Annotated in this window: 11 protein-coding genes and 1 tRNA gene; 4 read left to right on the top strand and 8 right to left on the bottom strand. The window is 61.0% G+C overall.

All coding sequences use genetic code 11. The features are described 5' to 3' along the window. Positions 1 to 10: 10 nt before the first annotated feature. On the top strand, positions 11 to 460 hold the full coding sequence (locus ACOBR2_RS17740; RefSeq protein WP_420237435.1) for a C-GCAxxG-C-C family protein: 450 nt from the start codon (positions 11 to 13) through the stop codon (positions 458 to 460). A gap of 95 nt (positions 461 to 555) precedes the next feature. Here the strand turns inward: ACOBR2_RS17740 and ACOBR2_RS17735 are convergent, their stop codons facing one another. Both ACOBR2_RS17735 and argJ read right to left on the bottom strand, forming a co-directional pair. Beyond that, positions 556 to 1,386, bottom strand: a complete 831-nt coding sequence (locus tag ACOBR2_RS17735) for a thiamine pyrophosphate-dependent enzyme (protein ID WP_420237434.1) — start codon at positions 1,384 to 1,386, stop codon at positions 556 to 558. Between the two features lie 118 nt (positions 1,387 to 1,504). Continuing rightward, a complete protein-coding gene (gene argJ / locus ACOBR2_RS17730; RefSeq protein ID WP_420237433.1) occupies positions 1,505 to 2,731 on the bottom strand; it encodes a bifunctional glutamate N-acetyltransferase/amino-acid acetyltransferase ArgJ in 1,227 nt (408 codons plus the stop codon). Between the two features lie 107 nt (positions 2,732 to 2,838). Here argJ and ACOBR2_RS17725 point away from each other — a divergent pair, with 107 nt between their 5' ends. Beyond that, positions 2,839 to 3,651 (top strand): ABC transporter ATP-binding protein, encoded by an 813-nt coding sequence (locus ACOBR2_RS17725; protein WP_420237432.1) that lies wholly within the window; start codon positions 2,839 to 2,841, stop codon positions 3,649 to 3,651. Positions 3,652 to 3,744: 93 nt separating this feature from the next. On the opposite strand, the gene ACOBR2_RS17720 is transcribed toward ACOBR2_RS17725, so the two are convergent. From ACOBR2_RS17720 to ACOBR2_RS17710, 3 genes are all read right to left on the bottom strand, one after another. Then, positions 3,745 to 5,796 carry a M56 family metallopeptidase gene (locus ACOBR2_RS17720; RefSeq protein WP_420237431.1) on the bottom strand — a complete coding sequence of 684 codons (2,052 nt, stop codon included), beginning with the start codon at positions 5,794 to 5,796 and terminating at the stop codon, positions 3,745 to 3,747. A gap of 2 nt (positions 5,797 to 5,798) precedes the next feature. Next, a complete protein-coding gene (locus tag ACOBR2_RS17715; protein WP_420237430.1) occupies positions 5,799 to 6,224 on the bottom strand; it encodes a BlaI/MecI/CopY family transcriptional regulator in 426 nt (141 codons plus the stop codon). Between the two features lie 73 nt (positions 6,225 to 6,297). Then, on the bottom strand, positions 6,298 to 8,163 hold the full coding sequence (locus ACOBR2_RS17710) for a sensor histidine kinase (protein WP_420237429.1): 1,866 nt from the start codon (positions 8,161 to 8,163) through the stop codon (positions 6,298 to 6,300). Between the two features lie 362 nt (positions 8,164 to 8,525). Here ACOBR2_RS17710 and ACOBR2_RS17705 point away from each other — a divergent pair. Both ACOBR2_RS17705 and ACOBR2_RS17700 read left to right on the top strand, forming a co-directional pair. Further along, positions 8,526 to 8,601 (top strand) — tRNA-Ala (locus ACOBR2_RS17705). A 182-nt stretch (positions 8,602 to 8,783) separates the two neighbouring features. Next, a complete protein-coding gene (locus tag ACOBR2_RS17700; protein WP_420237428.1) occupies positions 8,784 to 10,232 on the top strand; it encodes a UbiA family prenyltransferase in 1,449 nt (482 codons plus the stop codon). 72 nt (positions 10,233 to 10,304) lie between these two features. On the opposite strand, the gene dnaJ is transcribed toward ACOBR2_RS17700, so the two are convergent. The 3 genes from dnaJ to ACOBR2_RS17685 form a co-directional block, all read right to left on the bottom strand. After that, positions 10,305 to 11,435 (bottom strand): molecular chaperone DnaJ, encoded by a 1,131-nt coding sequence (gene dnaJ / locus ACOBR2_RS17695; protein ID WP_420237427.1) that lies wholly within the window; start codon positions 11,433 to 11,435, stop codon positions 10,305 to 10,307. A 197-nt stretch (positions 11,436 to 11,632) separates the two neighbouring features. After that, positions 11,633 to 12,208, bottom strand: a complete 576-nt coding sequence (locus tag ACOBR2_RS17690) for a nucleotide exchange factor GrpE (protein ID WP_420237426.1) — start codon at positions 12,206 to 12,208, stop codon at positions 11,633 to 11,635. A gap of 71 nt (positions 12,209 to 12,279) precedes the next feature. Further along, entirely contained in the window at positions 12,280 to 13,401 is a 1,122-nt protein-coding gene (locus tag ACOBR2_RS17685; RefSeq protein ID WP_420237425.1) for an HrcA family transcriptional regulator, read from the bottom strand. Positions 13,402 to 13,602: the final 201 nt, after the last annotated feature.

The raw sequence follows: 13,602 nt of genomic DNA, 5'->3' as shown, positions 1-13,602 counted from the left end.
AGGAAACCCTATGGCACACGACGCCGCCCAACGGGCACTTGCACTCTTTGATGCTCACGCCAACTGCGCACAGTCGGTTTTTGCGGCCTGCGCGGTTAACTCCAGCCTGACGGAAGCACAGCATCTGGCCCTTGCGGCAGCCTTTGGCGGCGGCATGGCCCGCACGGGCGAAATTTGCGGTGCGCTCACCGGTGCTCTGCTGGCGCTGGGCGAATTGCACTCCGCCGCGATGGCCGCCGACCACGCCACCGGTCGCGCCAAAGTCTATGCTGAAGCCGCTGCGCTGATCGATGAATTCCGCCACCAGCACTGCTCCATCCTTTGCCATGAACTGACCGGCTGCCGCCTGAACACGACCGAAGGCCACGACCAATTCGTCGCCAGCGGCGCACGTGAAAAGGTCTGCCGCAAGCTGGTGGCTAACGCTGTGGAGATGGTGGAAGCTAGACGATTGGTATAAGTGGATTTCAGGAAAACAGTGTAAATAAAGATGGAAGCGATAGGAAATTCGGGTGCCCCAGGTCTCGTTTTTGAGACCTGGGACGCGATTTCGGCTTAAATTCCTTCCAGCAACTTCTTGGCAGCAGCAAGGGTGGCGGCTTTCAGCTTGACCGTAAAAAATCCACGGCGCTTGAGCGCTGCTTCGATGGTTGTGAGGGGATCAGCAACCTCGTCAACGAGCGGCCAGGGGCGGCACTCGATCAGCGTGGGACCGTTGCCACGGCGGGCGTGTGCGGCGGACTCCGTCACTACGCGATAGACGGCCACGGCGTCCTGCTCGTCCACTACTACGCCGGGCATACCGATGCGCCGCGCGGTGGCAAACATCTCCTTGCCGTCTGCGCCGGTGTGGCAGACAAAGAGCACGGGCAGCTTTTTGCTGTGGGCCAGCTTCATCGCGTCCGTCAGTAGCTTGTTATTCACGCCGGAGTCGCCGGTAAATGCCACCACCAGCTTTTTGTTCTTGGCCTTCTTGTGCGCTTGCGCGGCGGTGAGCGCAGCCAAAAGCTGCGCGGCCAGCGGCTGCGCGGGCGGCACAATGCCGAGCGAAGCCCAATCCTGACGCGGTTTTTTTCCTTTGAGCACAGCTGCCAGCGAGGGCGTTGAAAGTCCCTTCAGAAAGCACGGGACCAGCGCGGGGGCTTGTTCGCCGGGGACCAGCGTGTCGTCTTGCTCCAGGTCGATGGTGGCAGCCACCAGAGCGGCCTCCAGACCTACGCTTGCCGCAGCCTCTGTGCCCGCTTTTTTGGCGCGCCGGGCAAGCTCCGTGCCCAGCAGACGGCTGGCCACCATCCTCGAATAAATCGCATAGAGCTTGCGGTTCGGAATCAGCGCAAAGCCCTGATCGGCGGGCACGGAATGAGTGAGTGCGGCAAAGGTGCTCATGGGCAAAAATCCTTCGAACAGAGAACAGAGAACAGAGAACAGAAAGCCGTGCTTGGCAAGCTGGGGAGTAAGAGCGAATGCTTCGCTTGCCACTCCCCTGATCTCTGTTCTCTGTCGTCTACGACGAGTAGTCGGCGTTGATGTGTACGTACTCGTGGGTCAGGTCGGTCGTCCAGAAGGTGCAGCTGCCATTGCCCACGTGCAGGTCAATGAGGATGGTGAACTCGGGCTGCGAAATATAGGCGTGTGCGGCCGTCTCATCGTAGCCAGGAGCGCGTCCACCATTGCGGCAGATGGGGTGCTCGCCAAAGCTGATGTCGAACTTGGCCGGATCAATGTCGGCACCCGAGTAGCCGATGGCGCAGGCCAAGCGGCCCCAGTTGGGATCCTTGCCCGCCCAGGCGGTTTTTACCAGCGGCGAGTGGGCGATGGCCTTGGCCACACGCAGCGCATCGGCGTCATTGGCCGCGCCTTTGATCTGCAACTCGACCACGTGGCTGACGCCTTCGCCGTCGCTGACCACCTGCTTGGCCAGCGAGGTGCACACTTGCGTGAGCGCGGTGCGGAAGGCCTCATTGCCCGCTTCCACCTTGACGCCGCTTGCGCCCGAGGCCAGCAGCAGCACCGTGTCGTTGGTCGAAGTGTCGCCATCCACCGAGATGCGGTTGAAGCTGACTTCGATCGACGGGTGCAGATAGCCGTTCAGTACGGCGGGCTCAATGGCTGCGTCGGTCAGAATGTAAACCAGCATGGTGGCATGCGGCACCAACTGCGGGTGGATCATGCCTGCGCCCTTGCAGAAGGCGGCAATGCGCACTTCACCGGGCTGGCCATCGGCGGTGGGCAGCTCGATGCGTGCGAAGGCAGTTTTCTCAAGGGTGTCGGTGGTAAGGATGGCCTGCGCGCTGGCATGAAAGTGATCGGACTCCGCGCCCAGCGAGCTGGTGGCTGCGGGCAGTGCGGCAATTACCTTTTCTGCGGGTAACGGCTGGCCGATGATGCCGGTCGAAGAGGGAAAGATCTGCTCGACCGGGCACGCGAAGAGCTTGGCGACTTCTGCGCAGACGGCCTTGGCGGCGTCCATGCCGGGCTGACCGGCGGCGCAGTTGGCGTTGCCGGCGTTCACGGCCACCACACGGACTTTTTGCCCGCTCAGGCGCAGGTATTCGCGTCCCAGGGTGATGGGCGCGGCTACTACTTTGTTGGAGGTGAAGCTGGCCGCGGCGCTGGCAGGCTGATCGCAGGCAATCAGCGCAAGGTCGGTTCGTCCGCTGGCTTTGAGCCCGGCCTTGGCGGCTCCAAAGCGGAAGCCGCGGGGGAGAATGAATTGCGCAAGTTCGCTCATAATGACCTTCTCACTCTAGCAGGCCAGGGGGCACGAAAGCAGCCTCGAAACTACCGCGCTAGGATGGAAGTAAGCGGGCAACTACCCCGGGAGAACAACACCAACCCATGAGCGAAGAGCAGCTTCTGCAGCAGGATCCAAAGACCGCAGAATTTCTAGAGATGAGCGAAGTGAACGTGGCGCGGGGTGAGCGTGTGGTGCTTGCCGATGTGAATCTGACCATCCGCGCCGGCGAGCATGTGGCCATTCTTGGCCCCAACGGTTGCGGTAAATCCACGCTGATTCAGACCATGACCTGCCAGCTTTATCCGCTGGTGCGGCCGGGCATGAGTGTGCGCATTTTTGGCCGCGAGCGCTGGGATCTGAGCAACCTTCGCAGGCACTTTGGCGTAGTGGTTGCCGACCTGCCGGGCGAGCGCACGGCGGTGACGAATGGCCTGGATGCGGTGATTGCCGGATTCTTTTCGGCCTCTACGCTGTGGCCCAACCTGCATGTGACCGAAGAGATGCGCGAGCGCTCCTGGGAAGCACTGAAACGCATGGAGGCCACGCGGCTGGCCGGGCAACTGGTGGGCACCATGTCGGCCGGAGAAAAACGGCGCATCATGATTGCCCGCGCGCTGGTGCACCGGCCCCGTCAGTTGCTGCTCGACGAGCCCTCGAATGCGCTTGATTTGGCCGCTCAGCATGAGCTGCGCGAAACTATGTGCAAGCTGGCGCAGGAGGGCACCGGCCTGCTGCTGGTGACGCATTATCTGGCCGATATTCTGCCCGAAATCCAGCGCGTGATTCTGATGAGTGGCGGACGCATTGTGGCCGACGGTCCGCGTCAGGAGCTGCTGACCGAAGCCCGGCTCAGCCAGCTCTTTGGCGCACCCATACGCATTGGCCACGACGACGGCTGGTTGCATTCCTGGTAAGGTTTCCGAAAAAAACTGGCAAGAGTCACTGTAAAAAAAGGAGCGAAGCAGGTTTTGCCTGCCTCGCTCCAAGTTTCCCTAGTACAACCTCGTTTAGCTGACCAGCTTGGCTTTGCCGTTCTTCAAGCTGTCGCTGATGATGGCGTGAACCTTTTCGTCCTTCTCGCGGATCGCCTTGCCGAGCTCTTCGCCGAGTTTGGCCATGGCATCGTTGCCCTTGAAGTTCTCGGGACGGGGGCCACCGGCAGAGTTCGGTCCACCCTGCGGGCCGGGCTGCTGGCCGAATTGGGGACCGCCGTTGGGGCCACGCTGCGGGCCGGGGCCTGCCTGCGGACCTGCTCCGGGCTGCTGATCCGGATGGCCTGCATCGAGGCGGCGTTCCAGATCGAAGAGTTTGTGCTGGACTTCCATCAGCTCAGCTTCGCTGATGGTGGCGCCCTGCTTGGCCTTGAGCGTGGCCAGAGCCTTGTTCAGCTCATCCATCTCTTTGGCCACGTTGGGAACCTTGACCTCGGCCTTGTGGTCGGCGGCAAACTGCTTGTCGGCCTCGGCGCGTAGCTGATCGTGGAGCGCGCCGACCTGCTTGTCGAGCGTTTCGATCTGGGCGATGGCGCTGGCATCATCGATCAGATAGCTCTTGCCCTCATGCTGGAAGAGCAGGAAGTGACCCTTGGCCAGTTTGCTTGCTTTTTCCATCTCGGCCGGGGGCAGAGCAGGACCAAAGCCGGGACGGCCAGCTTCCGGCGGGTTCTTTTCGTCGCCCACCAGAATGTAGCCCTCTCCATGACCGGGAGCGCCGAAGCCCGGACCGCCTGCCTGCGGGCCAAAACCGGGCTGTCCAGGTTGTCCCGGACGGTTGAAGCCAAAGGCCTGCGGACCACCCTGCGGACCACCCTGAGGGCCGCCTTGCGGACCCTGCTGCGGACCAAATGCTCCTGGCTGGCCGGGTCCCTGCGGACCTTGCGGCGGTGGCGGAGGAAGCTGGGCCGGATTCGCTTGATCGGGGCCGGGCTGATTCTGCTGACCAAACTGAGCCTGAGGTGGGGGCGGTGGCGGAGTCTGATCGGTCTGCTGTGCGACCGGTTCCTGTGTGGCAGCAGCCTGCACGCGCACCAGCGCGGTGGCGGCCACTACGGCCACGGGAATCATGGCCAGGGCCAGTACGGTGCGGCGGCTGGGGGTAAATGCATGGCGGAAGCTGGTTTCATTCAGCAGGCGCTCGATTCGATGGGAAAGATGATTAGTCCGAGCCATTGCTACTCCTGGGACGGTTGGACGCGGCAGTGCCGCGAATTCAAGTAAGAGCTGGGCGTAGCTGGTGCGGCTAGGGGCCTGTTCCAGGCCGGCGTGGTCGCTCATGGCCTCGCCCAGTTCATAAAGTTTGTGTTTCAGCCACCATCCCAGCGGGCTCGGCCAATAAAACGCGGCGTAGAGTCCGGCCAGAATCTGCAGATAAAAATCGTATTGCTGGATGTGAGCGCGCTCGTGGGCCAGCACGATGCGCAGCTTCTGCTCGCTCCAGCTGCCTGCTTCGGCCGGTAGCAACACGGCGTGGCCAAGAGTGACGGGCGAGGCAAGGCGCTTGCTGAGGCGCACATCGCAGGCAAAATCCACCGGCTCTGCGGAGCGCCACATGCGCAGGGCAGCCAGCAAGCCCAGCAGCAGGCGCAGCACCAGCACCAAAGCCACTGCCAGCCATACAAAACCTGCCGTGCGAAGTACTTGGGGCAGAGTGAACCAGTGAGCGGCCTGCGTCTGCGTGTGTTCGGCAGGCTGCGGATTGGTCGCCGCGCTCAGCTCTGCATATTGCTGCCAAGCCTCCGCCAGCTGGGCGGCGTTGCCCGCTGACTGAGGGGCGTAAGCAGGGGCTGCAGTCGGCTGTTTTGCTTGCCGGGCCGCTGCGAATCCCAGATGAAAGGCCGGTAGCCTATGGGCCAAACTTTCAGGCAGAACTGTGCCGCCGGGCAAAAACGGCAGCAGCAGAGCCGTAAACAGGAGCAGGATCCAGGTGGTTTTTTGCGGCTGGACCTGGCGAATGCCCAGCAGCTTGAGGGCGATGCCCACAACCAGAGCCGCCAGCACGGCACGCAGCGCGGCAACTAGTAGGACAGGAACCAGCAGAACGGGAACCAGCGTTGAAATCATGACTACTCCTTAGTTTCGGAGAGGGGCTTGGCCTGTTCGGCGGCGCGGGCATGCGCGATGCGGGCGGCCAGATGCTGCAGTTCTTCCTTGTCCAGCACGCGGGAATCCACCATGCCCACCAGCAGGGCTTCCACCGAGCCTTCGCAAAACCAGTCCAAGATACGTTGGACGGCACGTCCGGCAACTTTTTGGCGACTTTCCGCCGGTTTGTACCAGAATGTGCGTTGCTCGACACTGTGGGCCACGTACCCCTTCTCTTCCAGACGGCGCAGAACGGTACGGATGGTGGAATCCTTCAGCGGTCGGCCCAGTTCTTCGCGGACCTGCTCGGCGGTAATGGAACCAAAGCGCCAGACAAGATCGAGGATGGCGCGTTCCAGCTCTCCAAGCTCGGCGGGATCGTGCGACAGGTCAGTGTTGCCATTCATAGTGTTACTGACTGTAGCACACAGGGAAGGCGAGCGACACAGAATTATTTTTTGGAAAGGAGTGCCGTTGTTTTCAGGCTTTGGACGAGGCAAGAGGATGTCTTTTCAGAAGTTCCTCTTCGTCGTCTGACAAAAAGAACTGGAAGACGGTTCCTGAGTTTTTTCCCGAATCTGCAGTGCGGCTGCGCAGATGAAGGATGCCGCCATGCTTCTCGATGATCTCGATGCTCACCCAGAGTCCCAGACCGGTTCCGGTGGCTTCCTTGGTGGTAAAGAAGGCCTCGAAAGCGCGTTTGAGGATCTCTGGACTCATGCCTGAGCCGGTGTCGGCCACGGTAAAGCGGATTCCGGTTTTTTCCGGGTTCTTCCAGGAGCGTGACTTGCGGGCGCGGACCTGAATGCGGCCATTCCGCTTGACGGCGTCCACCGAATTGCCGATCAGATTGGCAAAAACCTGGCGAATTTCTCCGGCAAAGCAAAAGAGAGTGGTCTCATTGTCGAATTTGCGCTCCACCTCGATGCAAAGCGCGGTAAAGCGGCCGTGGTAAAGGCTCAGCACGCTGTCCAGCAGCTCCGGCATGCTGACGCGCCCGGGCAGGGTGGGCTGGCGGTAGAAGCGCAGGGTCTGCTGGGTAATCTCGCTGATGCGCCGGATCTCTTGCTCGGCCATGGACACATAGTTCAACTCCGGCTCACGCAGCTGGCAGAAGTTGCGCAGCAGAAAGAGCAAGTTGGTGACGGCCTCCAGGGGGTTGTTGATTTCGTGCGCGATGCTGGCTGCCAGCCGGCCGGTTACTGCCAGCTTTTCCGCACGGCGCAGGGCGTCTTCGCTGCGCTTGCGGTCGGTGGCGTCCAGAATAATGACCCCCACCCAGCGGGCGCGGTGGGAAGAAGTCAGTACCGGGTAGGCGCTCACCAGCCAGGTCCACGGACGCCCTTCTTCGCTCTGTCCGCCCAGTTCCAGATTGCGGATGGCGTTTTGCTGGGCAAAGACGCGGAAGACGGTGGCTTCCAGCTGGCTGGCGGCGGGCAGGTTCAGCACTTCGGGCAGGGTGCGGCCCAGATGGTGGCTGAGCGGAGCCCCGGTCATGGTGGCAAACACCTGATTCACACGGACAAAGCGTCCAGCCCGATCAAAAAAGGCCAGGCCGATGGGAGCGTTGGCCAGCATCGAATCCAGCAGTGAAAGCGTGTCGTTGAGCCCGGCGCGCTGTTCCGCCAGGGAAGCCACCATGTTGTTGAAGGCTTCAATCAGATCCCCCAACTCATTGTGTGCGGGCACAATCAGGGGAAAGCGACTGCTCTCCTCCGTTTGCTGCATCAGGGCGCGGGTGCCGCGGAGCAGCAAACGCAGGGGTTGCGAGAAGGAACGGGCCATCAGCAATGCCAGAACCCCCGAAACCAGGATCCAGCAGACGCTGAAGAGGATGACGCGGTGCAGGACGAAGTTCACCATCTCCCGCGACCAGGCGTGGTCATATTCCACCCAGGCGTAGCCTTGCAGCTCGGTTCCCGTATAAATGGCACAAACCGACTCCAGCCGATTGTGTGCAAAGTCGAAGGTCAGGGGTTGGCCCGGGCGAATGTGAGGAATCTGGGCCAGTTCCTGACTATCCAGCTGACCCTCTCCCGGCTCGCCGTCGCTGATGTAGAGCACATGCCCGGAGGTATCGGTGATTTTGGCAAGGGAGACGGTAGGTTCCTTGCCTTCCACGGCAACGGCGAGCGCCACCCATCCGGGGCGCTGTTGCTGCAGAGCCTCACGCGAGAGTCTGGCCAAAGCCTCGGACTCGTAGTTCAGGCGTTGCAAGGCCTTGCGTCGGGCTTCAAAGTTCTCTTCCCGCACCAGGAAGGCACCGCACAGGAGAAAAGAAAGCGTCTCAAGCGTGAGCAGAGCGGCCAACAGCTGAAAACGGATCGTTTTAGGCCAGCAACGCACCAGGAGTCGCTCCCCTCGCGGAATCAGACAAGGCGCTTGTCGCCCTACCCGTATAGATGTGTAAACAGGAGTATAGGTTGTTCCCTCAGACGCATCTCGTTCTTTTACAAGTTACACAGGCTGCGGGAAAACTTGCGGCGGAGGGAATTTGTGCCAACTCTGGGCCCCAGATCCAGCTTTGGGCGCTGGGAAAGCACGAACCAAGGAACAACTTCATGTGCTCAAAGACCTGTTTTTTCGCAACAAGTAAAGCCGCGCTCTTTCAAAACAAACCTCCCGTATTTTGAAATGCAATTGCCCGGAGATTCCCTCAGCCCGCGCTTTGCGTTTTTTCGCTTTGCTGTTACGATAATAAAGGTTGTGGGGCTGTAGCTCAGCTGGGAGAGCGCCTCGTTCGCAACGAGGAGGCCAGCGGTTCGATCCCGCTCAGCTCCACCAAAGAATCCATAACCGCGGCCCCCAACGGCCGCGGTTTATTTTGCTCCCTGTCTGGCTGCTTTATTTTGGTTGTCTGGATGTGTCTGTATACTTGAGCCGCCCAGCCTGATTTTTTACCGCGCCCAGCAGCCCAGGGATCGATCTCCCGGCCGCAAGTGTGCGTGGTCTGTAGAGGTTTTCCCGTGTCGCAGATTGATGATTCCCTGACCGCTTTCAATACGCCGCCCATCCCGCTCTGTGTCGATCTGGACGGCACACTGGTCAAGTCCGACACGCTGGTGGATTCGCTGCTGGTGCTGGTGCGCAACAAGCCAAAGCTGCTCCTCAAGTTACCAGCTCTGCTGCTCAAGAAGGCTGCTTTCAAGGCCTTTGTCACGGATTCGATCGTCCTCGACGTTGCTCATCTGCCCTTCAATCGCAAGCTGATTCAGTACCTGCAGCAGCAGAAGAGCCGGGGCCGCGCCCTTTATCTGACCACGGGTGCCGACCAGAGTCTGGCCCGCCGTGTGGCCGCGCATCTGAACCTGTTTGCCGGCGTTCTGGGCAGTGACGGAACCACCAACCTGATTGGCAACAAGAAGCTGAATAGCCTGCGGGAGCGCTTTGGCGGCAATTTTGGCTACATCGGCAATGCCTCCGCCGATCTGCCGCTGCTGGCGGCCTGTGCTGAGCCGATGGTGGCCAATCCCAGCCTGCGTCTGCGGCTGGGTCTGCGTACCCGCGGCATCAAGCCCGTGCAGCAGTTCGTTGAGCTCCGTACCATTCCCGCCACCCTGCTGAAGGCCATGCGCCTGCACCAGTGGGCCAAGAACCTGCTTATCTTTGTGCCCTTGTTGCTTTCGCACGATCTGCGTCCGGCCAAGGCCCTGACCGCGCTGGCCGCCTTCTTCTGCTTCTCGCTGACCGCGTCTTCGGCCTATCTGGTCAATGATCTGCTGGACATTGACGCCGACCGTCGCCATCATCGCAAGCGACTGCGCCCCATCGCCTCGGGCGATCTGCCCGGCATTACCGGTGCCTTTCTGGCCCTGTTGCTGCTGGTTGTGGCCTTCTTTGGCGCAAGTTTTCTGCCCGGAGGATTCTATGGCTGGTTGACGCTCTACCTGATCACCACACTCAGCTACTCGTCGGTGCTCAAGCGCATTGCCCTGGTGGACGTGCTGGTGCTCAGCGGGTTGTACATTCTGCGCTTGCTGGCGGGCGGTGCAGCTACTCTTACCAGCATCTCGCACTGGCTTTCGGGCTTCTCGCTCTTCCTGTTTCTTTCGCTGGCCATCGTCAAGCGCTTTGCCGAACTGGAAAATCTGCGCACCTCCGGCTCCACGCCTAAAAATGGCCGTGGCTATCTGCTGGCCGATCAGCAGCAGCTGCGCAGCTTTGGCACGGCCAGTGCCTATGCCGCCGTGGTGGTTTTTGCCATCTACATCAGCGGCATTGACGTCATCAAGCTCTACCGCCAGCCGCACCTTCTGTGGCTCATTGTTCCGCTTATGCTGCTCTGGCTGAATCGCGTCTGGCTGCTGGCCTCGCGCGGCGAACTCGACGAAGATCCCGTTGCCTTTGCCATTACCGACCGCATGAGCCTGTTCATCGGCGCTCTGGTGCTGGTGATTGCGCTGCTGGCACTCTGATCTTCTGAGATAAAACAGAAAAAAGGCACAGCCCTCGGGCTGTGCCTTTTCTGTTGCTGCAATGCTCTCGCTCTAGCTGAACAGGTCCTTCATCTTTTCGATCAGGCTTGGCGAGGAAGGCTTGTTGTCGCTCGTCAGCGTCTCGCCCAGCTTCTGCACCAGTTCGCGCTGGGTGCGGCTGAGCTTGCGCGGCACCTGTATGATGACCTTCACCATCAGGTCGCCCGTGCTTTTGCTGTTCAGGATGGGCACGCCACGGCCGCGAATGCGCAGTTCACGCCCGTTCTGTGTTCCCTCGGGAATCTTGATGTTGATGGGCCCGTCGATGCCCTCGATCTCAAACTCCGCGCCCAGTGCAGCCTGCGGAAAGCTGATTGGCACCACGCAGTGCAGGTCGTTGCCTTCGCGCTCGAAGAAGTCGTGCGGCTGCACGCCCAGCACCACGTACAGGTCGCCCTTGGGACCGCCGTAGCGGCCCGCGTCGCCCTCGCCCGTGTAGCGGATGCGCGTTCCTTCTTCCACACCCGGCGGCACCTTTACGTTGATCTTGATCTCGCTGGTGGTGCGAGCCTCACCCCGGCAGGTGGGGCAGGGGTCGGTGACTACCGCGCCCGCGCCTCCGCAGGCTCCGCAAGTGCGGGCCATGGTGAAAAAGCCCTGCTGGATGCGGATCTGGCCACGGCCCTGGCACTGCGGACACATGCTTGGCCCACGGCCCGAAGCGCTGCCGGCACCGTGGCAACTGGCGCACGGCTCCATGCGGCGGACCTTGATCTCTTTCTGCGTGCCAAAGATGGCGTCTTCAAAGTCGATCGACAGGTCATAGCGCAGATCGTCGCCACGCTGGGCGCGTTGTCCGCGACCGCCGCCACCGCCCATGTTGAACATCTCGCCGAAGAGATCGCCGAAGATGTCGCCCAGATCCACGCCACCGGCGAAAGGACCGCCGTTGAAGCCGCCCTGTGCTCCGCCGCTTCCGCCCAGGCCGGCATGGCCGTAGCGGTCATAGGCTGCGCGCTTGTCGGCGTCGCTCAGCACCTGGTAGGCCTCGCTTGCCTCTTTGAATTTTTCCTCGGCGGCCTTGTCGCCTGGATTGCGGTCCGGATGAAACTTGAGCGCCTGTTTGCGATAGGCGCTCTTCAGCTCCGCATCGCTGGCCTCACGGTTCACACCAAGTACGTCGTAAAAATCTGCTTTGCTCACTTCAGCTTCTAGCTCCCAGCCTCTAGCTTCCAGCTCTTTCTTGCGGAGCCAGAGGCATTTAGCCTTGCATCAAATCTGTTGATTGAGAACAGCTTTTGGCTGCTCGTTGACTCTGTTTGCTTCCTGCGTCTTAGCCAATACCGCTTCCAGCCGCAATGCTCAAGCTGACGGCTGAGAGCTGACAGCTGACGGCTGCCTTACTCCGCCTTCTGCACCGGATTGCTGGCTACCCGCACCATGGCGGGGCGCAGCAGCTTTTCGCGAATCTTGTAGCCGCGGCGAATCTCTTCGGCCACGTGTTGGTCGGGAATGTCGTCGCGTTCCACCGAGCCCAGCGCCTCATGCACGCGCGGATCGAAAGCCTCACCCACGGTGGGCACCGCCAGCACTTGCAGGCCGCGCAGCACTTCTTCCATCTGCTTCACAATCAGCTGCACGCCAGAGCGCAACTGCTCGGCCGATCCGTTGGCATTCAGCGCCAGCGTGAAGTTGTCCAGCACGGGCAGGAACTGCTCCACCACCTGGCCGGTGGCGTAGTCGCGGTACTCCAGTTTTTCGCGCTCGGCGCGCTTGCGGGCATTCTCGAACTCGGCCTGCATGCGTGCCAGCCGGTCCACCAGCTGGTCGCGCTCGGCCTTCAGCTGTTCCAACTCGGTGTGCTCGGAGCTCTCTGCTGTGGTTTCTTCGGGGGCCTGTGTTGCGCTGGTTTCCTCGGCTCCGGTTGCAATCTCCAGCGGTTCTTCCACAGACAATGAGTTCTTTCCTTCTGACATGGTTCTCCCTGTTCTCCTGAATCTCAAAGGCGCATCCTCTTCTGTTTGTTCCGTTCGATCGGAGCGCCGTCTTACAAGCCCAGCCTGACTGAATCTTCATCAGGCCGCTCCAGAATTCTCTCCGACAGTCGCGCAATATAGCTGACTGTCTGAATCATTTCCTGATACTGAATCCGCGTAGGGGCAATCACTGCCACCGTGCCCAGGCTCGACGGACCCACTCGGGCCGGCGCGCCAAACAGCACCAGATCCTGCATGGCCGGCGAAGCCTCATCAAGCCCCACCACCACGCGTACTTCCTGCCGGCGGCCGTCCACATAAGCGTTCAGCAGCTCCACCAGCCGCTGCTTGGTCTCAATGGCGGCCAACATCTGCTTGAGTCGCTCCCGGTCCAGTTCGTTGACGATCAGATTCGACAAACCCTCGACGTAAATCGCCGGACCCGAATCGGCAACCGCCAGCGCGCCCTTGTTGCACAGCTCCTCAACGGAAGCCAGCATCTGCCGGTAGGCCTGTTCTTCAGCCTCGGCGCGCTGGCCCACTTCACTGCGGATGCGCTCAATCGGCCAGCCGCGGAAGTTCTCGTTCAGATAGCGTGCCGCTGTCTCCAGTTCGATCAGGCTGAGCTCGCGGTCTAGCGTCAGTACGCGGTCTTGCACGGCTCCAGCCTGCGTCACCAGCACGGCCAGTACACGGCCCACCGCCAGCCGCGAAAAATGAATGTGCTCCAGCACCTGACTCTGCGTGGAACTGGCCAGCGCCACGCCCAAGCCTTGTGAGATCAGTGCCAGCACATGCGAGGTGCGTTCCAGATACTCATGGGAACTGGCCACCCCGGTAAAAATCTCTTCAATTTGTCCACGCCGCTCGGCGCTCAATGGAGCTGCTCCTGGCAACGCTCCGGCAGGCTGTCCGCCTGTTCCCAACTGCCCGGGTTTGACCACCTGCTCCACGTAGTAGCGGAAGGCTGCCGCCGTGGGTACACGGCCCGCTGAGGTGTGCAGTTGTTCGAGCAATCCCGCTTCGCCGAGGGCCGCCATCACATTGCGCAGCGTGGCTGAACTGAGCCCCTCGCGATGCGCAAAATACCGCGCCAGCGCCTGCGAAGCCACAGCCTCACCGGTCGCAATGTAGAGCTCGATAATGGCAGTCAGCACCAGCCGCTCTCGCGGCCTCAGGCGCATCTCGGGCATGGCAGGCTCGTTTCCGTTGGCGTTGAAGGTGCGGGCTCAGTGCCGCGCACATTTCCTCTCCCGGATCGGCTCACCAAAACATTTTTGCTTTCAACAATATGCGCCGAAAAACCGAGACAAGTCGCCTTTTATATCGTACAAACTTGATAGTGTTGTTGTCAAGTTTAGGGGCATCCAAAGAGGAGTAGTCGAGATTTGCCG

It is taken from the genome of Telmatobacter bradus (genome assembly GCF_048629425.1).
Classification (GTDB): domain Bacteria; phylum Acidobacteriota; class Terriglobia; order Terriglobales; family Acidobacteriaceae; genus Telmatobacter; species Telmatobacter bradus.
Note: the sequence above shows the minus strand (reverse complement) of the source record. Positions and strands in the feature narration are given on the sequence as shown.

Excerpts from the sequence above, each read along its gene's own strand:
- ACOBR2_RS17740 (WP_420237435.1), top strand. The coding sequence starts at position 11 with ATGGCACACGACGCCGCCCAACGGGCACTTGCACTCTTTGATGCTCAC.
- ACOBR2_RS17735 (WP_420237434.1), bottom strand. The coding sequence starts at position 1,386 with ATGAGCACCTTTGCCGCACTCACTCATTCCGTGCCCGCCGATCAGGGC.
- argJ (WP_420237433.1), bottom strand. The coding sequence starts at position 2,731 with ATGAGCGAACTTGCGCAATTCATTCTCCCCCGCGGCTTCCGCTTTGGA.
- ACOBR2_RS17725 (WP_420237432.1), top strand. The coding sequence starts at position 2,839 with ATGAGCGAAGAGCAGCTTCTGCAGCAGGATCCAAAGACCGCAGAATTT.
- ACOBR2_RS17720 (WP_420237431.1), bottom strand. The coding sequence starts at position 5,796 with ATGATTTCAACGCTGGTTCCCGTTCTGCTGGTTCCTGTCCTACTAGTT.
- ACOBR2_RS17715 (WP_420237430.1), bottom strand. The coding sequence starts at position 6,224 with ATGAATGGCAACACTGACCTGTCGCACGATCCCGCCGAGCTTGGAGAG.
- ACOBR2_RS17690 (WP_420237426.1), bottom strand. The coding sequence starts at position 12,208 with ATGTCAGAAGGAAAGAACTCATTGTCTGTGGAAGAACCGCTGGAGATT.
- ACOBR2_RS17685 (WP_420237425.1), bottom strand. The coding sequence starts at position 13,401 with ATGCCCGAGATGCGCCTGAGGCCGCGAGAGCGGCTGGTGCTGACTGCC.